The sequence below is a fragment of the Streptomyces sp. GbtcB6 genome, from assembly GCF_019091475.1.
GTDB classification, from domain to species: domain Bacteria; phylum Actinomycetota; class Actinomycetes; order Streptomycetales; family Streptomycetaceae; genus Streptomyces; species Streptomyces hyaluromycini.
The window spans coordinates 1-22,387 of record NZ_JAGXJL010000038.1; the positions used below are offsets into that span (position 1 = coordinate 1).

Here is a 22,387-nt window from a genome sequence, read left to right on the forward strand (position 1 = left end):
CTCAAACCCCGCGACTGGACACGCGCCGACACCGACGGCATCGCCCCCCTCATCACCCGCCTCAACACCGTCCGGCGGGACAGCCCGGCCCTGCGGCAGTTGCGCGACCTCCACTTCCACCACGCCGACCAGGAAGCGGTGATCGTCTACAGCAAGCGGAGCGGATCGAACACGGTTCTGGTGGTCGTCAACCTCGACCCCCACCACACCCAGGAGGCCACGGTCTCGTTGGACATGCCGCAACTCGGCCTGAACTGGCACGAGTCGGTGCCGGTGCGCGACGAGCTCACCGGCGAAACCTACAACTGGGGCAGGGCCAACTATGTGCGCCTGGAGCCGGGGCACCGGACCGCGCACATCCTCACCGTCCTGCGACCGTCCCCGCAGATCGGAGGGTCACCCATACAATGATCGTCAACGAACCCGTCCCGGACACCTTCGAGGACACACCTGCCAAGGACCGGGATCCGGACTGGTTCAAACGCGCCGTCTTCTACGAGGTCCTGGTCCGCTCCTTCCAGGACAGCAACGGAGACGGCATCGGCGACCTCAAGGGCCTGACCGCGAAACTCGACTATCTGCAGTGGCTCGGCGTCGACTGCCTCTGGCTGCCGCCCTTCTTCAAGTCCCCGCTGCGGGACGGCGGTTACGACGTCTCCGACTACACCGCCGTACTCCCCGAGTTCGGTGACCTCGCCGACTTCGTGGAGTTCGTCGACGCCGCCCACCAGCGCGGCATGCGCGTCATCATCGACTTCGTCATGAACCACACCAGCGACCAGCACCCGTGGTTCCAGGAGTCCAGGAAGGACCCCGACGGCCCTTACGGGGACTACTACGTCTGGGCCGACGACGACAAGCAGTACCAGGGCGCGCGGATCATCTTCGTCGACACCGAGGCGTCCAACTGGACCTACGACCCGGTCCGCAAGCAGTACTACTGGCACCGGTTCTTCTCGCACCAGCCGGACCTCAACTACGAGAACCCGGCCGTCCAGGAGGAGATCCTCTCCGCGCTCCGCTTCTGGCTGGACCTGGGCATCGACGGCTTCCGGCTGGACGCGGTGCCGTACCTCTACCAGCGCGAGGGCACCAACTGCGAGAACCTCCCCGCGACCCACGACTTCCTGAAGCGGGTGCGCAAGGAGATCGACACGCAGTACCCGGACACCGTGCTGCTGGCCGAGGCGAACCAGTGGCCGGAGGACGTCGTCGACTACTTCGGCGACTACCGCAGCGGCGGGGACGAGTGCCACATGGCGTTCCACTTCCCCGTCATGCCGCGGATCTTCATGGCCGTGCGCCGGGAATCCCGCTACCCCGTCTCGGAGATCCTCGCCAAGACCCCCGCGATCCCCTCCGGCTGCCAGTGGGGCATCTTCCTGCGCAACCACGACGAGCTGACCCTCGAAATGGTCACCGACGAGGAACGCGACTACATGTGGGCCGAATACGCCAAAGACCCGCGTATGCGCGCCAACATCGGGATCAGGCGGCGCCTCGCACCCCTCCTCGACAACGACCGCAACCAGATCGAGCTGTTCACCGCACTCCTGCTCTCCCTGCCCGGCTCGCCGATCCTCTACTACGGCGACGAGATCGGCATGGGCGACAACATCTGGCTCGGCGACCGCGACGCCGTGCGCACCCCCATGCAGTGGACCCCCGACCGCAACGCCGGCTTCTCCTCCTGCGACCCCGGACGGCTCTACCTGCCCACCATCATGGACCCCGTCTACGGCTACCAGGTCACCAACGTCGAGGCCTCCATGTCCTCGCCGTCCTCCCTGCTGCACTGGACCCGCCGCATGATCGAGATCCGCAAGCAGAATCCTGCCTTCGGACTGGGGTCCTACACCGAACTCCAGTCGTCGAACCCGGCGGTGATCGCGTTCCTGCGGGAGTACGAGGAGGACCTGGTCCTCTGCGTGCACAACTTCTCGCGGTTCGCGCAGCCGACGGAGCTGGACCTCCGGCGCTTCGACGGCCGGCATCCGGTGGAGCTGATCGGCGGGGTCCGGTTCCCGGCGATCGGCGAGCTGCCGTACCTGCTCACCCTGGCCGGACACGGCTTCTACTGGTTCCGGCTGCGCGCGGAGCCGGTCTAGCCGGCTACGGACCCGCGCCCCGTAGGGGCGCGGGGCGGTATCGGACCTGCGGCTGCCGCCGCGTGGGCGCGACCGGCCCCCACCGGCCCGCGGTCGAAGAACAGCGCACCCAGCGGAGCGCTCAGGCACAGTCCACCCCGGGTGGCGGCGGTTGGTTTCCTCCGGCCCGCCCGGGGCACGCATCACTAACGCCCCCGACGACCGGGGAAAGGACGTACCGCCATGGCGGAAACGGTCAGCCCCTCCACGCCCGCTCTCCTCGCCTCGCTCGACCCCCTGCTGCGCGAGTGGCTGCCCCGGCAGCGCTGGTTCGCCGGCAAGGGCAGCCCGGTCACGGGCTTCTCCCCGGTGGCCGAGACCGAACTCCTGCCGTCGGACGGCCGGCTGGGCCTGCACCACCTGCTGGTCCGCGCCCATCAGCCGCCGGCCCCCGCCGAGGCCGGCGACTGCTACCAGCTCCTCATAGGCGTGCGCGAGGCGCTGCCGCCGCGGTTGGCGCCCGCGCTGATCGGACACGTGACCGACGGCCCGCTGGCCGGGCACACGGTGTACGACGCCCTGTACGACCCCCGGCCCGCCGAGGTGCTCCTGGAGGCCCTGCGCACCCGGGCCCGCATCGGCGGGCTGCGCTTCGAGCGCGACCCGGACCGGGAGATACGCGACGGGCTGGTGGCCCGGCTGATGACCGCCGAGCAGTCCAACTCCTCGGTCGTCTACGGAGATACGTTCATCCTGAAGCTTTTGCGCCGGGTCGTGCCCGGCGTCAACCCCGACCTGGAGCTACCGCTGGCCCTGGCCCGCGAGGGCTGCGCCCGGGTGCCCGCCCCGACGGCCTGGCTGCGGGCGGAGCTGGGCGGGGAACCGTATGTGCTCGCTGTCCTCCAGCCCTTCGTACGCGGCGCGACCGACGGCTGGGAGCTGGCGTTGCGCGAGCTGGCCAAGGGCGAGGACTTCACGGCCGAGGCGCGGGCGCTGGGGCGGGCCACCGCCGAGGTGCACACGGCGCTGGCCCGGGCGCTGCCGACCGTCACCCTCGGGCACAGTCAACTGGAGCCGCAGGTCGCGGGCATGACCGAGCGGCTGGCGGCGGCCGTACAGGCGGTACCGGCGCTGCGGCCGTACGAGGACGGGCTGCGGTCCGCCTACAGCGCGCTGGCCGACCTGGCCGCCGAGGGGCACACCTGGACCGCCCAGCGCATCCACGGCGACCTGCACCTGGGGCAGTGCCTGCGGGCACCGTCCGGGGAGTGGTCGCTGATCGACTTCGAGGGGGAGCCGGCCCGTCCGCTGGCCGAGCGCCGGATGCCGCAGCCGCCGGTGCGGGACATCGCCGGGATGCTGCGCTCCTTCGACTACGCGGCCCACTCGGTGACCCCGGCGGCCCCGGGCTGGGCACGGCTGTGCCGGGCGGCCTACTGTTCCGGCTACGCCGAGATCACCGGCGTCGACCCGCGCACCGATCCCGTCCTGCTGCGGGCCTACGAGACCGACAAGGCCGTCTACGAAGTCGTCTACGAGGCCCGGCACCGCCCCGACTGGCTTCCCGTCCCGCTGTCGGCCGTACACCGCCTCGCCACCTCCGACCCGACCTGATCTCCGGGAGACGCGTCCGTGACCTCCAAGAACCCCGTGCCCCTGGCAGCAGACGACCGTGACCGGCTGCTGCACGGCACCCACCACGACCCGCACTCGGTGCTGGGCGCGCATCCGGTCCCGGGCGGCATCGCCGTCCGCGCGTTCCGCCCGTACGCCCGCGCGGTGACGGCCGTCGCGGGGCAGGACCTGCGGGCCGCACTGCACGACGACGGCGACGGCTTCTTCTCCGCCCTGCTCCCCCTCTCCGAGGTGCCGGTCTACCGCCTGCTGGTGGAGTACGACGGGACGGTCCAGGAGACCGAGGACGCGTACCGCTTCCTGCCCACGCTCGGTGACGTGGACCTGCACCTGATCGGCGAGGGCCGGCACGAGCGGCTGTGGGAGGCGCTCGGCGCGCATCCGACGGTCCACCAGGGCGTGCCGGGCACCCGGTTCTCGGTGTGGGCGCCGAACGCGCGGGGCGTGCGGCTGGCCGGCGGTTTCAACTTCTGGGACGGCACCGGGTACCCGATGCGCTCGCTCGGCTCCTCGGGGATCTGGGAGCTGTTCCTGCCGGGCGTCGGCGAGGGCGAGCTGTACAAGTTCGACATCACCCGCCCGGACGGTTCCCGCACGCTCCGGGCGGATCCGATGGCCCGGCGTACCGAGGTCCCGCCGCACACGTCGTCGATCGTCCACGCGTCCCGCCACGAGTGGACCGACGCGGAGTGGATGACGCACCGGGCCGACACCCCCGTCCACGAGGCTCCCTTCTCGGTCTACGAGGTGCACCTGCCGTCCTGGCGCCCCGGCCTGACCTACCGCGAACTGGCCGACCAGCTACCGGCCTATGTGAGCGATCTGGGCTTCACGCATGTCGAGCTGATGCCGGTCGCCGAGCATCCCTTCGGCGGCTCCTGGGGCTACCAGGTCACCGGCTTCTACGCGCCGACGGCCCGGCTCGGCACCCCCGACGACTTCAAGTACCTGGTCGACGCCCTGCACCGGGCGGGTATCGGGGTGCTCATGGACTGGGTGCCGGCGCACTTCCCGCGGGACGACTGGGCGCTGGCGGAGTTCGACGGGCGGCCGCTGTACGAGCACTCGGACCCGCTCCGGGCCGCCCACCCCGACTGGGGCACCCTGGAGTTCGACTTCGGCCGCCGCGAGGTGCGCAACTTCCTGGTGGCGAACGCCGTGTACTGGTGCGAGGAGTTCCACATCGACGGGCTGCGGGTGGACGCCGTCGCCTCGATGCTCTACCTCGACTACTCGCGCGAGCCGGGCCAGTGGACGCCGAACGAGCACGGCGGCCGGGAGAACCTGGACGCGGTGGCGTTCCTGCAGGAGATGAACGCGACGGTCTACCGGCGGGCGCCCGGGGTGGTGACCATCGCCGAGGAGTCCACCGCGTGGGAGGGCGTGACCCGCCCCACCGACGGCGGCGGGCTGGGTTTCGGCCTGAAGTGGAACATGGGCTGGATGCACGACTCCCTCGAATACATGTCCCACGAGCCGGTGCACCGCAGGTACCACCACCACGAGATGACCTTCTCGATGGTGTACGCGTACAGCGAGAACTACGTCCTGCCCATCTCCCACGACGAGGTCGTGCACGGCAAGCGCTCGCTCGTCTCGAAGATGCCGGGCGACTGGTGGCAGCAGCGCGCGAACGACCGTGCCTACCTGGCCTTCATGTGGGCCCACCCCGGCAAGCAGCTCCTCTTCATGGGCCAGGAGTTCGCCCAGGGCGCGGAGTGGTCGGAGGCGCACGGTCCCGACTGGTGGCTGCTCGACCCGGAGTACGGCGCCGAGGCCGACCACCGGGGCGTGCGCGACCTGGTCCGCGACCTCAACACGGTGTACCGCGCGACCCCGGCCCTCTGGCAGCGGGACACGGCACCCGACGGATTCCAGTGGATCGCGGGGGACGCGGCCGAGGACAACGTCTTCGCGTTCCTCCGCCTGGACGCCGAGGGCACGCCTCTCCTCTCCGTCTCCAACCTCTCCCCCGTGGTCCGCGAGGACTACCGCCTCGGCGTCCCGGACGAGATCCCCGCCTGGCACGAGACCCTCAACACGGACGCGGCGGGCTACGGCGGCAGCGGTGTCACCAACCCCGACCCGGTCAAACCCGAGCACCAGCCCGCCCACGGCCGCCCCGCAAGCATCCGCCTGACCCTGCCCCCGCTGGCCACGGTGTGGCTGCGGCCGGCCTAGGACCACCGGCTGGGCCCAGCGGGCGTCACTCCGCGGGCTCGGCCAACGCCTCTACCAGTTCAGGGAGTTCACGAAGCGTACGGAGAGTCCGCGGGACCTCCCGGACGATGGCGTCGGCCTGCCCTCGGCTGAACACGAAACGCACATCGTCCTGTCGGGCCTTGTCGGCCACCAGGTCCAGCGTCTCCCGTGCACGCCGCGTCTCGTCGAGCAGTCTGCCGACTCGGACGCGCACCTCGTCGGCCAGCTGCTCCAAAGGGGAGGAGCCGTCGGGAGCGGGGGCGGGCCCGAGCCCGATCAGCGGCGAGGCCTCGGGGGTCTGGTCCGGACCGGCCGCCTGCTGCGGTTCGGGCGTGGGCGTGGACTCGAACCCGGGCAGGGTCCCGGGAACACTCGGCGATCCAGGCGATACCGGGGGCGGCTCGGCCGGCGCGGCGTCGCCGGTGGGTGTGGCGGGCGGGCTCCCGTCGCCCGCGCCGGGTGTGAAGGGCGGCTGTGCCGGATGGGCGCGCGGTGTGGGGGGTTTGTTCAGGCGTTTTCCGGTCTCCTTGGGGAACTCACGGTTGAACCAGGCTCCCTTCATGGGCTCGTACAGCAGTTCGCCGCTCCGGCTGACCTTGCGCGGAAGGCGGTCCTGATCCATGGCCTTGGCGAGTTCCCGTAGCACCGCCACGGCCTGGATCCTGCTGTTGTTCCGCAGGGCGTTCAGGGCGTTGCGTACCGTCCGCCGTACCCGGGTCGCCTCCGTCCCATCGTCCTCGTCGGACTTCTGCCCGGTCAGTGAGCCCCGGTCGGCGTCGATGAGGCCGTAGGCGGCCAGCCAGTGGGCGGCGCGATATCTCACCAGTTCGTCGAAGGCGTCCCCGTCGGTCTCGGCGGACGCGAGGAGATCCCGCAGCGGGTGTCCGGAGAGTTTGATGCCGCCCCGCACATCGCCCACCTGGAACATCTCACCGATACGCGGATTCCAGGCCTTCGGGTAGCTCTCGGAGGTGAGAGCGGACCAGGCACGGGCGCGGCGGGCCACTTCGGGTGCGCTGAGCTGCGAGGGCGGCGACTCGCTGAGCGCACGCCTGATCAGGAACTGCTTGTCCCGGTCGGTGGGGAAGAGCTCGCCGAGCAGCATCATCGAGCGCAGGTCCCTGAGTTCGCTCACCGAGGCGTCGCTTGGCGCATCCGGCAGGTCGCTGATCGGCGCGGCCCCCGAGAGCACCTCCGCGGTCCGCTCGTCCAGACATCCCGCTGCCACGTACGCGCCGAGGACGCTGCGGGCGACGGCCCGGCTGCGGTCGTTCTGCTCAAACTCCAAGGGCGGGTGCACATGGTCACGCCGGTTGCTCATCTGCACGATGCGGTACAGGCGGCGCGGTGTGGGGCTGCCCACCACAAGGTGAGCCTCGACCACGGCAACCTTCTTGGCCTGCACTGCCCGGAGCGGGTTGTCCGGATCCCAGTGGTCGACGGTGTCGTACTCCTCGTTGAGGGTCTCGGACAACCGGGCCAGCCAGTCGGAGGGGTCGAAGACGAGTGTCTCGCCCTCCCCGCCCAGCTTTTTCAGGGGTACGCCGGTCAGCACCTCCGCGGAGGAGAGACCGAAGATCTCATGCCGCTCCTTCGTACGGTTGTTTCCACGAACAGCCATCCAGCCCCAGTGTTCGACGGGATGCAGTGGCCGCCCGTCCTCGCCCGCCAGCGGAGGCTCTTCGAGCCGGAACTGCTGGGCGACGAAGAGGCCGGGTTCCTGCTGGCCGTTGAGTACGAGGTCCTGCTTCAGCACATACGGGCGGTGACCGACCCGTTTCTCCAAGGCCTCCGCCGCCTGGTGCACATTGGCGATCAGCTCCGCCCTGCTGGGCACATCACTGCGCAGGGCGGCATACGCCTCTTCCCGCCCGTCGGCGTTCGCCGCTGTCCAGGAGTACACCCGGGCGAGCGCCCGCCGCTGGTCCGTCAGCCCCGACGGGTCGGCGGGCGAATGCCAGGCCGAACTGATCCGCTCGTTGTTCTCCCAGACAACGCCCCCGGCACCGTGCATCCGCACCGCGACAACCGTCGCCTCACCGGCGTCGGTGGCGATGTGCCGCAGGGCGCTCTCCAACAGGCGGCGGCGCCCCGCAGGGCCCGCCAGCCCCAGCAGACCGCCCGGCTCCACAAGAAACGGTGCGACATTGGCGAGCGCCTCCCGAGGAACGTTGACTCCCGGTGTGTCCACCGCGGCCTGAATCCATTCCTCCTGCTGCTCCCTGGAAGCAGGAAGCGGAAAGGGACGCTCATTCTCGGCCATCGGATCCCCCTTCTCCGGAAAGGCTTTCATCCAGAGACTGACAGGAAAGCATCCGGGTGAGGTCCGAACGATACATTGAGTGCCACTTCCGATCGGAACCGACCGGAAGTGCACATCGCTACTTTACAAATTTATCGAAGATAGTCACGATCGGGGACAGAAAAGGAAGCACCACGGTCAGGCGACCCCGCCGCCTCTGCCGTCGGTCCATCTCCTCGATGTACCCGCATATCCCCTCGGTGGTGCGCTTCACCTCGGCCACCTGCCGATTCAGCTCGGCCAACTGCTGACTCAGGGCGTCCGTTTCACCAGACGTGAACGAACCACCGTTCCCGGGTGGGGGCATGAAGGATCCTTAGATGTGCTCTACGGCGCCGGGCACTCCGCCCGACACCAACCGAGTCTCCCTGGAAGCCAGCGCGCCGTCCATTGCCCGCCCCTAATTGATTGCCTCTTTACGCAACTTCCCGATTGAGTCAGAGCTTGACCCGTTCGCATCACCAGAAATGAAAAGCAGTGGCCAACGCTTCGGATTGCCAAGCAACAAAGGCTCGATACAGCATCCTCTTCCCGAACGCGTGAGCCCCGAACGGAAAGAGGAAAGAAGCCGCAGAAAAGGGTTGCAACAGCGGAGAAGAAGTGCTAATTGCGGCAGGTCTGTTCGGCCAGCGCCCTCGGCGGTTCCCCGGTGTACAGCACCCCCAACCGCTGAGTCGCCCGGGTGAGCGCCACATACAGGTCGCTGGTGCCATAACGGCCGGGTTCCACGACCAGTACCGAGTCGAATTCGAGGCCCTTGGCCTGGCGTGGGTCGAGGAGGACGACGGTCCGGGTCAGGTCGGGGTCGGTGCCGGCCGTGACGCCGTCCAGGCGGGCGGCGAGGGAACGGTGGAGGTCGCGCGGGGCGATCACGGCCAGCCGGCCCTCGGTGGGCGTGAGTTCGGCGACGGCCTTCTCGACGGCGCCGGGAAGGTCGTCCGTTGCGCGTACCCACGGCCGTACGCCCGTCGAGCGGACCGAGCTCGGCGGCTCGAAGCCGGGGTTCTCCGCGCGGACCACGGCCGCCGCGAGGTCCATGATCTCGGACGGGGTGCGGTAGTTGACGCCGAGGCGGGTGTGGTCCCAGCGGTCCTCGACGTACGGCCGCAGGATGTCCGCCCAGGAGCCGACGCCCGCCGCCTCCGCGGTCTGGGCCGGGTCGCCGACCAGGGTCATCGAGCGGGTCGGGCTGCGCCGCATCAGCAGCCGCCAGGCCATCGGTGAGAGTTCCTGCGCCTCGTCCACGATGATGTGGCCGAACGCCCAGGTACGGTCGGCCGCCGCCCGCTCGGCCGCGCTGCGGAAGTCCTCCTCCTCCTGGCGCTCGGCGAACCGCTCGGCGTCGATGATGTCGTGCGCGGACAGCACCTCGGAGGAGTCGGGGTCGCTGTCCTCCTTGTCGTCGAACTCGTAGGTGCGGGAGGCGTAGGAGACGTCGAGGACACCCTGGGCGTAGGCGATCTGGGTCTCGCGCTCACGCTCGGCGCGGGCCCGGGCGACCCGCTCGTCCACGCCGAGGAGCTCCGCCGCCTCGTCGAGCAGAGGCACGTCCGAGACCGTCCAGGTGCGCGTCACCGGGCGGCGGATCGCGGCCGCGTCCTCGTCTCCCACGTAACCCTCGGGACCGGCGAGGAAGTCGGCGACCAGGCGCTGCGGGGTCACCCGTGGCCACAGCTGGTCGATGGCGGACCAGACCTCGGGGTTCTCGGCGAGTTCGTCGCGGATCTGGGTGATGTCGGAGGGGTCGAGCAGGCTGCTGCCGTCGAAGGGGTCGGTGCCCACGCGTTCGGCGTACAGGTCGGTGAGGGTGTTGAGGATGTGGCCCTCGAAGTGCTCCCGGGCCACGTTGTGCGGGAGCCCGGCGGCGCGGGTGCGCTCGCGGGCCATGTTGACCAGGCCGTCGTCGAGCATCAGCACCTCGCGGTCGTGCTCGATCGTGAGGACCGGGTCGGGCAGCGCCTGCCGGTCGCGTACGACGGCGGCCAGCACGTCGGCCATGTCGGCACGGCCCTTCACGGCGGCCGCCTCGGGGGTGTCGGCGGCGGTCGCCCGCACGCCGGGGAACAGCTCGCCGACCGTCGCCAGCAGCACACCCGTCTCGCCCAGCGAGGGCAGCACCTCGCCGATGTAGCCGAGGAAGGCGGGGTTGGGGCCGACGATCAGCACGGCCCGCTTGGCGAGCAGCTCCCGGTATTCGTAGAGGAGGAAGGCGGCGCGGTGCAGCGCGACCGCCGTCTTCCCCGTGCCCGGCCCGCCCTCGACCACCAGGACCCCGCGGTACGGCGCCCGGATGATCTCGTCCTGCTCGGCCTGGATGGTCTGCACGATGTCGCTCATCCGGCCGGTGCGGGCCGAGTTGAGCGCGGCGAGCAGCACCGCGTCGCCGGACGGGTCCTCGTGGCCGGTGCGCTCCCGGTCGCCGAGGTCGAGGATCTCGTCGTGCAGGGAGGCGACCCGGCGGCCGTCCGTGGCGATGTGCCGGCGGCGGCGCAGGCCCATCGGGGTGTGGCCGGTGGCCAGGTAGAAGGGGCGGGCGACCTCGGCACGCCAGTCGATGAGGACGGGGGTGCGCTCGGCGTCGTCCAGGCGCAGCCCGATCCGCCCGATGTGGTGCTTCGTACCGGAGGTCAGGTCGATGCGCCCGAAGCACAGGGACCCGTCCACGGCGTTCAGCGCGGCGAGCAGCCCGGAGCGTTCGGCGACCAGGATGTCCCGCTCCAGGCGGGCCTGCATCGGCTTGTCGCCGAGGGCGAGGGCGTCCGCGACCGAGTCCTCGGTGTCGCCGCGCAGTGCGTCCACCCGTGTGTACAGTCCGTCGATGAATTCCTGCTCGTGACGCAATTCATCGTCCGGAAATTCGGTGTTTGACAATTCCACTCCCGCCCGGATATACTGTGCCCACTGAACTTCTTCGTGACCTCGTCGACTTCGGTTCGACTTGAAGTCACGAACTGTTGAATATACGCAGAGAAATCCCCCGAGCGCAATTGCTCGGGGGATTCTTCGTATAACCGGCCGGTTCAGAGCAGCACGTCGGACAGCTCCTCCAGCAGCCGCCGCTTGGGCCGGGCGCCCACCATCGACCGCACCGGCTCGCCGCCCCGGAACAGCATGAACGTCGGCATCGACAGCACCTTGTAGGCGTTCGTCGTCTCCGGATTGGTGTCCACGTCCAGCTGCACCACCTTCAGCCGCCCGCCCTCCTCCGCCGCGAGGGCCGTGAGCACCGGTCCCATCTGCCGGCACGGCGGGCACCAGTCGGCGGTGAACTCCACCAGCACCGGCAGCTCCGCCCCGATCACCTCCGCCGCGAAGTCCGCGTCCGTCACCTCGGCCACACCCGCCGCCTTGATCATTGCCCGGTTCCTCCCAGTTCGCAGGTCGGCTCCGGACCCCCCGGAACCAGCGCCTCGGCGGCCAGCTCGTCCCGCGCCCGCTCGGCCCGCTCCAGCTGGGCCCCGACCGTCGCCCGCACGGCCTGCAACTCGCCGATGAGCGAGTCCAGCTCCGCCAGCTTGCGCCGGTAGACCGCGAGCGACGCCGGACAGGTGTCGCCCTCCGGATGCCCGGCCCGCAGACACTCCACGAACGGCCGGGTCTCCTCCAGCCCGAACCCGAAGTCCTGCAGCGTCCGGATCTGTGTGAGCAGCCTCAGATCGCCCTCGTCGTACGTCCGGTGACCGTTCCCGGCCCGCCGCGCGGGCAGCAGCCCGCGCGCCTCGTAGTACCGCAGGGCGCGCGTGGTGGTCCCGGCCCGTGCGGCCAGCTCGCCGATTCGCATACCTGTGACCGTAGGAGTTGACGCCGACGTCAAGGCAAGCTCGGCTCGACCCCCGCGGACTCCTCGACCTCCAGCAGCGAGGCGCTCTGCCGCTCCTCGTCGAAGGCCTTCCGCCCGCCCCTCAGCCCGAACAAGCGCTTGGCGAGGGCGATGTAGAGCACCGCGAGGATGTTCAGCGCGAGAGTCGCGATCTTCAGATAGCTGACCTTCTCGGTGAGTTCGTAGATCTCCAGCGGCAGGAAGGCGGCGGTGGCGACCACCGTCAGGTACTCCGCCCACCGCTTGGCGTACCAGAGCCCGACCGCCTCGACGAGTTCGATCAGCGCGTACGCCAGCAGCAGCCCGGCCACCAGCAGCAGCGTGGAGTGCTTGTAGCCGAACGCCTTCTGGATGGAGCCGACGACCGGCGAGTGGTCCAGGTCGTAGTGGAAGTGCCTGAAGACCGGCCGGAAGGTGTCCAGGTACTCGTTGAACAGCCGGCGGACCGCGTCCTGGCTGTTGCTGAACCTCCACACGGCGACCGCGACCAGCACGATGAACACCCCGCGCACGGCCCGCTCGATCGCCAGGAAGCGCAGGATGAACAGGTCCCGCAGCACCTTTCCGCGCGGTACCAGCGGGGCGTCCGCGGCCGGCCCCGAGCCGTGCGGCTCGCCGAGCACGAAGTCGCCGCAGCGCAGACAGCGCCAGGCCTCCCCGACCGCGGTCTGGCTGTGCAGCCGCACCCGCAGCCGCGGATCGTCCGGGGCATAGGTCACATGCCCCTTGCGCGCGCAGTGCCGCCGATCCCAGTCGATCGCCATCCCCCGTGCCTCCCCATACCGACGTGCCGTTCCCGTTGGACAGGAACGGCACGTTAGTGGATACGTCCGACAGGCGTGGCCGAGGGGTCGGCGCGACCGCCGGCGGTGAACCATGCCTCCGGGCGGCTGGGCAACGGGGGGAGTTCCCAGCCGCCCGGAGAGCGGTGGCCGGACGGCCGGCCCGGGTTCAGGCCGAGCCGGACGTCCGGCGGCTTTCGGAAGGCGCCGGCTAGGCCTTGGCCAGTTCCTCGCGCTGTTCGGGCAGCTCGGGCGTGCCGGCCCCGCCCTCGTCCAGCAGCGTCGTCTCGTCGAACGGCAGCTCACCGGCGAGCACCTGCTGCATCCGGGCCTTGTCGATGTCCTTGGTCCAGGTACCGATCAGGACGGTGGCGACGGAGTTGCCCGCGAAGTTCGTCAGGGCACGGGCCTCGCTCATGAAGCGGTCGATGCCGACGATCAGGCCGACGCCGTCCACCAGCGCGGGCTTGTGCGACTGCAGACCACCGGCCAGCGTGGCGAGCCCGGCGCCGCTGACGCCGGCCGCACCCTTCGAGGCCAGCAGCAGGAAGAGCAGCAGCGGGATCTGCTCGCCGACCGACATCGGCGTACCGAGGGCGTCGGCGATGTACAGCGACGCCATGGTCATGTAGATCATGGTGCCGTCGAGGTTGAAGGAGTAGCCGGTCGGGACGGTGATACCGACCACGGCCTTGCTGACACCCAGGTGCTCCATCTTCGCGATGAGCCGCGGCAGCGCGGACTCGGAGGAGGAGGTGGACAGGATCAGCAGGAACTCACGGGCGAGGTACTTGAACAGCGTGAGGATGTTCAGTCCGGCGACGATCCGCAGCAGCGCGCCGAGCACGACGAAGACGAACAGCACACAGGTCACGTAGAAGCCGAGCATCAGCACGGCGAGACTCTTGAGCGCGTCGAGCCCGGCGGACCCGACCACGGCGGCGATCGCACCGAACGCACCGATCGGCGCGGCCCACATGATCATGCCCAGGATGCGGAAGACGAGCCGCTGGATGTGCTCGACACCGCGCAGCACCGGCTGGCCGACCGATCCCATGGCCTGCAGCGCGAACCCGGCGAGCAGCGCGATGAGCAGCGTCTGCAGCACCTGGCCCTCGGTGAAGGCGGAGACGAAGGTGGTCGGAATGATCGACAGTACGAAGTCGACCGGGCCGAGCGCCTCGGAGTCCACCTGGCCGTGTCCGGAGGCCTTGAGGGCGTTGGTGAGGTGCAGCCCGTCGCCCGGGTGCAGGATGTTGCCGACGACGAGACCGATGCCCAGCGCGACCAGGGACATCACCAGGAAGTAGCCGAGCGCGATACCGCCGACGGCACCGACCTTGGCGGCCTTCCGCACGGACCCGATCCCGAGCACGATCGTGCAGAAGATGATCGGCGAGATCATCATCTTGATGAGGTTGACGAAGCCGGTCCCGAGCGGCTTGAGCTCGACTCCGGTGTCGGGCCAGATCAGGCCGACCGCGATACCGAGGGCGACCGCAGCGATCACCGCGATATAGAGGTAGTGGGTGCGGTCTCTCTTAACGGCGGGTGCGGCTGGTGCCGCAGGCATCGTCGTCACGGCTCGCCTCCTTGACGTCTTCGTCGGTATGACCGGCGTGCGGCTCACGTCCGGGGGATGGGGGGTGGGGTGCGGCTCACGAGGGCGGGAAGTGATGGCCGGAACCGAATGTCCGGCTTCCGTTCGTTCCTCGCTGCGGTGACTATCCTCCTGCCGTGTGAGGGCGGTCACCCTTCCGTTCATTGAGTTCATGCCCGACCCGGAAGGCACACTGCTGACATGCGTTTTCCGTCCGTCCCCCGCCCCCGCAGCCTGGCCGGCCAGCTCTTCGCCATGCAGGCCGTGCTGATAGCGGTACTGGTCGCCGGTTACGCGCTGTTCACGTACGTCAGCGACCGCCACCAGGCGGAGGAGGCGGCGACCCGGCAGGCGACGGCGGTGGCACGGTCGGTGGCCGACGCCCCCTCGGTCCGCGCGGCGATCCACACGAAGAACCCTTCGGGGCTGCTCCAGCCCTATGCCCTCCAGGTGATGCGGGACACGGACGTCGACTTCGTCACGATCATGACCCCGGCCGGCATCCGCTGGACCCACCCCGACCAGAACGAGATCGGCAAGCACTATCTGGGCCATATCGAGGCGGCCCAGCACGGCCAGACCCACAGCGAGACCTACAAGGGCACCCTCGGCGCCTCGGTGCGCACGGTGACCCCGGTGTGGGAGAACGGCCGGGTGATCGGCCTGGTGAGCGCCGGCATCAAGGTGGAGGCGATCAGCCAGCGCGCCCAGGAGCAGGTGACGGCGCTGCTGGGGGTGGCGGCGAGCGCGCTGGCGCTGGGCGCGCTCGGCACGTACGTCATCAACGCGCGCCTGCGCCGGCACACCCACGGCATGAACGCGGCGGAGCTGAGCCACATGCACGACTACCATCAGGCGGCGCTGCACGCGGTGCGCGAGGGGCTGCTGATGCTGGACGGCCAGTACCGGGTGGCGCTGATCAACGACGGGGGGCGGGAGCTGCTGGGGGTGGGCCCGGAGGGGGAGGTCATGGGGCGGTCGGTGGCGGAGCTGGGGCTGCCCGCGCCTCTGACCGGCGCGCTGCTCGCCTCCGAGCCCCGGGTGGACGAGGTGCATCTGACGGCGGACCGGGTACTGGTGGTGAACACCTCGCCGGTGTCGGGGGGTGAGCGGCGGGGCACGGTGGTCACCCTCCGGGACGTCACCGAACTCCAGTCGCTGATGGGCGAGTTGGACTCGGAGCGCGGTTTCACGCAGGCCCTGCGCTCACAGGCGCACGAGGCGGCGAACCGCCTGCACACGGTGGTGTCCCTGATCGAACTGGGGAGAGCTTCGGAGGCCGTCGACTTCGCGACGGCGGAACTGGAGCTGGCACAGGCGCTGACGGACCAGGTGGTGGCGGCGGTCAGCGAACCGGTCCTCGCCGCCCTGCTGCTGGGCAAGACCGCCCAGGCGAACGAGCGGGGCGTGGAGCTGGTGGTCTCGGACGAGAGCCGGCTGGATGACGGTTTGCTACCGGAGAGCCTGTCGGCGCGCGATCTGGTCACCGTCCTCGGCAACCTGATCGACAACGCGGTGGACGCGGCCCAGGGGACGGTACGGGCGCGCGTGACGGTGACCGCGTACGCGGAGGACGCCGAGTTGGTGATGCGGGTGACGGACACGGGTGCGGGGGTCGACCCCGCCCACGCCGAGCTGGTCTTCCAGCGCGGCTTCTCGACGAAGCCGGCGGGACCTGGCGGGCGGGGGCTGGGGCTGGCCCTGGTACGGCAGGCGGTCGTACGGCTGGACGGCACCCTGACGGTGACGGAGGCGCCGGAGGGCGGAGCGGTGTTCGAGGTACGGCTGCCGTTGCGGGCGTCGGTGGCGGGGGGTGAGGTGTGATGACCGGGGAGCCGATCAGAGTCCTGGTCGTCGAGGACGACCCGGTGGCCGCGGACGCGCATGTGATGTACGTGGGCCGGGTTCCGGGGTTCGTGGCGGTGGGGAAGGCGCACACGGGGGCGGAAGCGCGGCGGATCCTGGACCGTACGCCCGTGGACCTCCTGTTGCTGGACCTGCACCTGCCGGACGTCCACGGCCTGCAGTTCGCGCGCTCGCTGCGGGCGGCGGGGCATCAGGCGGACGTCATAGCGGTGACGTCGGCACGGGACCTGGCGGTGGTGCGGGAGGGGGTCTCGCTGGGGGTCGTCCAGTACGTCCTGAAGCCGTTCACCTTCGCGACACTCCGGGACCGGCTGACGCGCTACGCGGAGTTCCGGGCGGCGGCGGGCGAGGCGAGCGGCCAGGACGAGGTGGACCGAGCGCTGGCGGCACTCCGGGCGCCGTCGCCTGCGGCGCTTCCGAAGGGGCTGAGCGCACCGACCTTGGAGCGGGTGACGCTCGCGTTGCGGGAGTCGAAGGAGGGGCTGACCGCGGCGGCGCTGGCGGAGAGCGTGGGGATTTCCCGGATTACGGCCCGACGGTATCTGGAGCATCTGGTGGAGGCGGGACGGGCCGGGCGGAATCCGTTGTATGGGCAGGTGGGGAGGCCGGAGTTGGTTTATCGGTGGGGGAAGCGGTGAGCCTCTCGGCTTGGGCGCGGGCCTTTGCTGCTTCCGCAGGGGCATTGCCGCGGGTGAATGCGTCGGCGGCCTGAAGGTAGTGCGCGCGGGCGTCGACCAAGCGATCGGCGGCTTCGCAGGCTCCGGCCACATTTGCAAGGGTCAGGCCCATGCCGTACCAGTCGTCGTACTCCTTGCGCATCTCAAGTGACTTGCCGTACGCGTTGAACGCCTCGTCCAGGCGACCCGTCTCAGCGAAGGTGATGCCGAGGTTCATCCAGGCGATGGCTTCGCGCTGGTGATCGCCGACTTCCTCGTACAAACTTATGGCACAGGTGAATTCAACAATGGCCTCATCCGGCCGACCGTCCTCCAGGAGGGCAGAGCCGAGGTTGTTTCGAGCACTTGCCTCGCGGTGACGGTCGCCAATCGTCCGGTACAACTCGCAAGCACGCGTTTGCGCCTCGATCGCCTTCCGTACCTTGCCTGCCATACGCAAGACGATGCCGAGGTTCATCCACGCCGTGCCCTCTCGATAGGGGTCCCCCATAGCCTGGTACAGATCGCGAGCGTATTCGTGCGCCTCGATCGCCTCTGCTGTCTCGCCCGCCTCACGCAATGCGATGCCGAGATTGTTCCAGGCATTTCCCTCGTGGGAAGGGTCCCCCAGACGACGGGTGGCCCGCAGCACGACCCGAGCGATGGTGAGCCAGTCCTCAAAGTAGCGCCGCCATTCCAGGTACATGCCCAAACATGCGGCCAGTTGCACGGCGACGTCCGCAAAGCGATCCTCTGCAGCCCACTGCACGGCCCCGACGAGCCCCGCCCACTCGCCGTCCAACCAAGCCAACGCCTCCGCTCTCGACCCGAAGCGTTCCGGCACCCGTGCGCCAGGCAATCGTCGCAACCAGTCGTCGGCCGCGTCTGCCGACAACCAGTAATGGCGCATCACCCGTTCCCTCGCTGCCTCTCCCTCCTCCTCCAGCCCAGCATCCCCAGCCACCACACTCGCCCCGAATTCTCTGACGAGGTCATGCAGCCACCACCCGCGCCCGCTCCCCCGCTCCCCCGCTCCACGAGATGCGCACGAGCCAGCATCCTCAACTCCCGTAGTGGAGGAGCATCGGCCCCCACCAGCACGGCAGCAACCTCGTCACTCACCTCAGGCCCAGGCGCAAGGGCGAGCAGACGCAGAAGGCGCGCCTGGTCGGGCGGCAGACGGCGGTAAGACAGTTCGAAGGCGGCGCGGATACTGCGCTCCCCGTCGTCGAGGTGGCCAAGCCGGTCGTGCGATGTCTCAAGCTCGCCGACGAGCTCCGCGACCGGCATCCCCGGGTCCTCCGCCAGCAACGCGGCCGCGATCTGAAGGGGTAGCGGCAAGTGCCCACATAGGTTGGCGAGTCGTGTGACAGCCTCAACGGCATCCACCACACGGCTGTCTTCCGGATAGGCGATCCTCAGAGCACGATCGAGGAGCTGCCCCGCATCGTTGGGCGAGAGCTGGTCCAACGGCAACAGACGAGCGCGGAGTCGGGGCAGCCGATCGCGGGACGTGACCACAACCCGGTGCCGGGCATCTCCCGGCAGCAGCGGCTGTATCTGATCCGACGACGACGCGTTGTCGGCCACCAACAGCACCGCGCCCTGCTCACGCCCTCGCTTGGCAAGCACCGAACGATAGAGAACCTCACGGTCGTCGACTGTGGCGGGGATCTGCCCCGGGGGTATCCCGAGGGCCCGCAGCAAGGACTGGAGGGACTGATCGGCGGTGACCGGCTCCTCGTCATACCCGTGCAGGTCGATGAAGAGCACCCCGCCCGGAAAGCAACCCCTTCCGCACGCCTCATGTGCGGCCTCGACGGCAAGCGCCGTCTTGCCGATGCCGCCGAGCCCGGACACTGCGGTGACAGCCACGGCAGCGGAATCGGCGAACGCCCGCAGCAGCTCAGTCGTCTCCTCCTCCCGCCCGGTGAACCCCCCGGGCCGCGGCGGCAGCGAGGCCAACGCCTCCGGCGCCGCAGCACCCCCGCCCTGCTGGATCACCACCTGGACCCCGACCACCTCACGCAGAAAGACCCCACCACGGAAGTCGGAGTGATCACCCCCGTACCAAGCGGCCGCACTACCCGGCGCATACCGCTCCATGGCAGCCGCAACCGCACCCGCAACCCGCGGATCGCCCCCGAGCAGCTCCGCAACCCGGTCGCCCCAGGCCCGCAGCACCTCCGGCCGCCCCGAACCGTCCGCCGCATCAGCCAGCGCCCGCCCGGCGTCCCCACCCGCGCCCTCGGCCAGAGCCGCCAGCAAAGCCGATAAAGCCGTTCTCATGCCCCGTTCCGTCCCCCGGTGCCCCTGAAGCGTGGGCATCAACGGTACGGCGTCAGGCGGGCGTCCGTGCCGGTCTCGCCGGCCTCATGTACAGGAGCACCTGCACCCCGAGCCCCACCACCGCGAGCGCCTCCAGCACCGACAGCCCGACCAGCAACCCACCGCCATCCCCACCCGCCCAGAACACCACCAGCGCGGCCAGCGGCACCGCGCAGAACGCCGTCAGGTCGATCACGGCCTGGATCGTCTTGCGGGTCCGCCGTCGGACGTCGGTCCGGTGGTACGCCTCCCAGCCGAAGGTGCGCAAATCCCCTTCCGAGGAGGCCAGTCGGGCGAGCCGCGGCCCCAACTCATCCCGCACATAGAGCCCGATCGCCGAGATCTTCTCGTCGTTGACCAGGTACGTCCACCCGAGCACGACGCACACCGGCGGCAACGCCAGCAGCATCGACGCCTGCTTCGCCTGCGCCGCCGCGGCGATGACGGCGGCGACGACCGCGAGGGTCACGTACAGCAGGTTGTCCCGGAACCCGATCCGCGCCTTCTGCTCGTCCTTGATCGTCTGGTACTCGGCGAGCAGCAGTTGCCCGACGGTGACGCCTTGCTCCGGCATACGGCTCTCCCCCACCCGACGGGCCGACTCCAGCCGGACGACCATACCCCCGCCGATCTGCTCCTATCCCGGCACGCCCCAACAGGCCGATACGCCGTACGACTTGGCGCTACCGTAAACAAATGCCCTCGAAGCACCCGCGTCCCACCGCCGCAGCCGTCGTCCTCACCGCCCTGCCGGAGGAGTACGACGCCGTGCGCGCCCATCTCGTCGACGCCGAGGAGATCGTGCACCCCAAGAGCGGCACCCGGGTCGAGCTCGGCCGGCTCGCGGACACCGCCTGGACCGTGGCGCTCGCCGAACTGGGCGTGGGCGCCATGACCACCGCCGCGCTCACCACCCAGATCGTCGACTGGCTCGACCCCGAGGCGGTGCTCTTCGTCGGAGTCGCGGGCGGGCTCAAGGGCGACATCGAGATCGGTGACGTCGTGATCGGCACGAAGGTGTACGCCATCCACGGCGGCAAGCAGACACCGGAGGGCTTCCAGGCACGCCCCGAGGTATGGCAGGGCTCGCACCGACTGGTGCAGGCGGCGCGCTCGGCACTGCGGGACATGCCTGACGTACGAGGGCACCGCAAGCCGATCGCCGTCGGCGACGTCGTCCTGGCCGACGACAGATCGGCCTTCGCCGCCCACATCCGCCACCACTACAACGACGCCTGCGCGATCGAGATGGAGGGCTCCGGCGCCGCCCACGCGGCCCACCTGAACGGCCAGTTGGACGCCCTGGTGATCCGTGGCATCAGCGACCTCGCCAACGCCGACAAGCACACGGCCGACGCCTCGGGCTCGCAGCTACTCGCCGCCGAACGGGCCGCGTCGGTGGCGGTGGGCGTCCTGCGCAAGCACCAGCCCCGGGAGTCCTCCGACTCCGAGGAGGATCCCCAAGAACGGCACGGGGGCGACCACATCGATTTCAGAGGCGGCACCTTCTACGGCCCCGTCATCGGCAAGCAGACCGGACGCTAGCGGCAAGGCCACGGCCCACGGCCCGGTCCCCCACGCGACGGCCACCCTGCCGCCGCGCCCGCTTGGCTTCACCGGCCGGTCGGCGGAACTGGACCGGCTGCTCCCGCGCCTGGATCCGGACAAGGCCGACAGGGACGCCCTGCCACTCCTCATCTTCGCCGTCACCGGCATGGGAGGCATCGGCAAGACCGCGCTGGCGGTGGAGGCAGCACATCGGACACGTGCGAAGGGATGGTTCCCGGGCGGCACGCTCTTCGTGGATCTGCGCGGGTACGGCGACGCCCCGGTCACCGCGGACCAGGCAGTTCTGGCCCTCCTAGACGCGCTCGGCGTCCGGGGGACGGATCTGCCGCCGACTGCGGAACGCCAGTACGACGCGTACCGCGCGCTCCTCGCCGAACAGCAGGACCGGATGCTGCTGATCCTGGACAACGCCTCAGACCCGTCCCAGTACCTCCCGCTGCTGCCGGGCACGGACCACCACCGCGTGTTGATCACCTCCCGGGATCGCCCCGACGCCCTGCCCGTACGCCTCATCGACCTTGAGACCCTCGAACCGGGCGACTCCGTCGCCTTGGTCAGCCGCGCCCTGCACGACACCGACGAGCGTGACGAACGCCCCAGGTGCGAGCCGGATGCCCTGCGCGAACTGACAGACCTCTGCGGCCACCTTCCCCTAGCCCTCCAGATCGCCGCCGCGATGCTGCGCCGACGCCGGCACCGGAGCATCGCCTCGCTGGTCGCCGAGATCAAGGAGACCGGGGACGTGACCAGCGTGCTCGACAACGGCAGTCGCGGTACGGATCTGTACGGCCGCTCGCTCGTCCTCCGACCTGTGCTGGAGACCTCGTATCGCCGACTGCCCCCTGACCAGGCTCGGTTGCTGCGACTGCTGTCCCTCGCACCGGGTGCGGAGACCGGCACAGAGGCGGTGGCCGCACTGGCCGACCTCGACGAGGAGACCGCGCTGTCCTTGCTGGAGGACTTGGCCGCCACACACCTCGTCACGCCGGTCCGGGACGGCGAAGGGGCGGCGTTGGTGGTGCGGTGGCGGTTACATGACCTGGTGCGGACGTATGGGGCGGGTGTGGTGGCGGGTGATGTGGGGCTACGGGAGGAAGGAGAGGCGGCCCGGGAGCGAGTGCTGGAGTTCTACTGCCGGTGGGCGGATGCGGCGGATGCTCGGTTGCGGTGGCGGCCGGGGATGGTGGAGCCGGAACGGTTCGGGGATCGGGGTGCGGCGTTGGCTTGGTTTGACGGGGAGCAGGCGGGGCTGGTGGCGGCGGCGGGATGGACGCAGGAGGAGCGGTTCTCGGGCGCGGCCGTGCGGCTGGCTCTGCGCCTGGGGGAGTATCTGCGCTGGCGGCGGTATTTCGACGACTGGATCACTGTGTCCGGTGCGGCGCGGGAGGCCGCCCACCGCGCCGGGCACCGCGACCACGAAGCCATCGCGTGGGACCACCTCGGCGCCGCCCTGTTGGAGGTGGACCGGACAGCCGAAGCAATCCAGGCCCACACCCGCACTCGCGACCTATACCGATCTGCCGGGGACCGCCACCGCGAG

General features: G+C 69.9%; 16 protein-coding genes and 1 pseudogene. 8 read left to right on the forward strand and 9 right to left on the reverse strand.

Going from position 1 to position 22,387, the window contains the following annotated elements; genetic code table 11:
- The 4 genes and pseudogenes from KVT45_RS40730 to glgB form a co-directional block, all read left to right on the forward strand.
- A pseudogene (locus tag KVT45_RS40730) lies at nucleotides 1–411 on the forward strand (DUF3459 domain-containing protein); the annotation flags it as partial.
- Complete coding sequence (treS, locus tag KVT45_RS40735) at nucleotides 408–2,108, forward strand: maltose alpha-D-glucosyltransferase (RefSeq protein WP_217554433.1); 1,701 nt, start codon at nucleotides 408–410, stop codon at nucleotides 2,106–2,108. The pseudogene KVT45_RS40730 and the gene treS, both read left to right, overlap by 4 nt.
- Nucleotides 2,109–2,330: 222 nt before the next feature.
- Nucleotides 2,331–3,701 carry a phosphotransferase gene (locus KVT45_RS40740; protein WP_217554435.1) on the forward strand — a complete coding sequence of 457 codons (1,371 nt, stop codon included), beginning with the start codon at nucleotides 2,331–2,333 and terminating at the stop codon, nucleotides 3,699–3,701.
- A gap of 18 nt (nucleotides 3,702–3,719) precedes the next feature.
- Nucleotides 3,720–5,903 carry a 1,4-alpha-glucan branching enzyme gene (gene glgB, locus KVT45_RS40745; protein ID WP_217554436.1) on the forward strand — a complete coding sequence of 728 codons (2,184 nt, stop codon included), beginning with the start codon at nucleotides 3,720–3,722 and terminating at the stop codon, nucleotides 5,901–5,903.
- Nucleotides 5,904–5,928: 25 nt separating this feature from the next.
- On the opposite strand, the gene KVT45_RS40750 is transcribed toward glgB, so the two are convergent.
- The 6 genes from KVT45_RS40750 to KVT45_RS40775 form a co-directional block, all read right to left on the reverse strand.
- Complete coding sequence (locus KVT45_RS40750; RefSeq protein ID WP_308311015.1) at nucleotides 5,929–8,115, reverse strand: hypothetical protein; 2,187 nt, start codon at nucleotides 8,113–8,115, stop codon at nucleotides 5,929–5,931.
- A 714-nt stretch (nucleotides 8,116–8,829) separates the two neighbouring features.
- Nucleotides 8,830–11,067 (reverse strand): AAA family ATPase, encoded by a 2,238-nt coding sequence (locus tag KVT45_RS40755; RefSeq protein WP_217554439.1) that lies wholly within the window; start codon nucleotides 11,065–11,067, stop codon nucleotides 8,830–8,832.
- A gap of 179 nt (nucleotides 11,068–11,246) precedes the next feature.
- Nucleotides 11,247–11,564 carry a co-chaperone YbbN gene (locus KVT45_RS40760; RefSeq protein WP_217554522.1) on the reverse strand — a complete coding sequence of 106 codons (318 nt, stop codon included), beginning with the start codon at nucleotides 11,562–11,564 and terminating at the stop codon, nucleotides 11,247–11,249.
- A gap of 14 nt (nucleotides 11,565–11,578) precedes the next feature.
- Nucleotides 11,579–12,007: a MerR family transcriptional regulator gene (locus KVT45_RS40765; RefSeq protein WP_217554441.1), complete on the reverse strand. Its 429-nt coding sequence runs from the start codon at nucleotides 12,005–12,007 to the stop codon at nucleotides 11,579–11,581.
- Nucleotides 12,008–12,036: 29 nt separating this feature from the next.
- Nucleotides 12,037–12,810: a DUF2127 domain-containing protein gene (locus KVT45_RS40770; RefSeq protein WP_217554443.1), complete on the reverse strand. Its 774-nt coding sequence runs from the start codon at nucleotides 12,808–12,810 to the stop codon at nucleotides 12,037–12,039.
- Between the two features lie 229 nt (nucleotides 12,811–13,039).
- A complete protein-coding gene (locus KVT45_RS40775; protein ID WP_217554524.1) occupies nucleotides 13,040–14,401 on the reverse strand; it encodes a cation:dicarboxylase symporter family transporter in 1,362 nt (453 codons plus the stop codon).
- A 228-nt stretch (nucleotides 14,402–14,629) separates the two neighbouring features.
- On the opposite strand from KVT45_RS40775, the gene KVT45_RS40780 reads away from it, so the two are divergent.
- Nucleotides 14,630–16,252, forward strand: coding sequence for a sensor histidine kinase (locus tag KVT45_RS40780; RefSeq protein ID WP_217554445.1), 1,623 nt, complete (start codon nucleotides 14,630–14,632; stop codon nucleotides 16,250–16,252).
- The gene (locus KVT45_RS40785) at nucleotides 16,252–16,932 is read left to right on the forward strand and encodes a response regulator (RefSeq protein ID WP_217554447.1); all 681 of its coding nucleotides are present in this window, start codon (nucleotides 16,252–16,254) and stop codon (nucleotides 16,930–16,932) included. The genes KVT45_RS40780 and KVT45_RS40785 overlap by 1 nt, the downstream gene beginning before the upstream one ends.
- Here KVT45_RS40785 and KVT45_RS58215 read toward each other — a convergent pair.
- From KVT45_RS58215 to KVT45_RS40795, 3 genes are read right to left on the reverse strand one after another with little or no spacing between them, the layout of a single operon-like run.
- Nucleotides 16,820–17,860 carry a tetratricopeptide repeat protein gene (locus KVT45_RS58215; protein WP_308311016.1) on the reverse strand — a complete coding sequence of 347 codons (1,041 nt, stop codon included), beginning with the start codon at nucleotides 17,858–17,860 and terminating at the stop codon, nucleotides 16,820–16,822. The two genes, KVT45_RS40785 and KVT45_RS58215, sit on opposite strands and share 113 nt — an antisense overlap.
- Complete coding sequence (locus KVT45_RS58220; protein WP_308311017.1) at nucleotides 17,860–19,239, reverse strand: ATP-binding protein; 1,380 nt, start codon at nucleotides 19,237–19,239, stop codon at nucleotides 17,860–17,862. Before KVT45_RS58220 ends, KVT45_RS58215 begins: the two co-directional genes overlap by 1 nt.
- A 52-nt stretch (nucleotides 19,240–19,291) precedes the next feature.
- Complete coding sequence (locus KVT45_RS40795) at nucleotides 19,292–19,852, reverse strand: hypothetical protein (protein ID WP_217554449.1); 561 nt, start codon at nucleotides 19,850–19,852, stop codon at nucleotides 19,292–19,294.
- A 122-nt stretch (nucleotides 19,853–19,974) separates the two neighbouring features.
- Here KVT45_RS40795 and KVT45_RS40800 point away from each other — a divergent pair, with 122 nt between their 5' ends.
- Nucleotides 19,975–20,823, forward strand: coding sequence for a 5'-methylthioadenosine/S-adenosylhomocysteine nucleosidase (locus KVT45_RS40800; RefSeq protein WP_217554451.1), 849 nt, complete (start codon nucleotides 19,975–19,977; stop codon nucleotides 20,821–20,823).
- A 139-nt stretch (nucleotides 20,824–20,962) separates the two neighbouring features.
- The coding region (locus KVT45_RS40805; protein WP_368857565.1) for an NB-ARC domain-containing protein at nucleotides 20,963–22,387 on the forward strand (1,425 nt) is incomplete at its 3' end.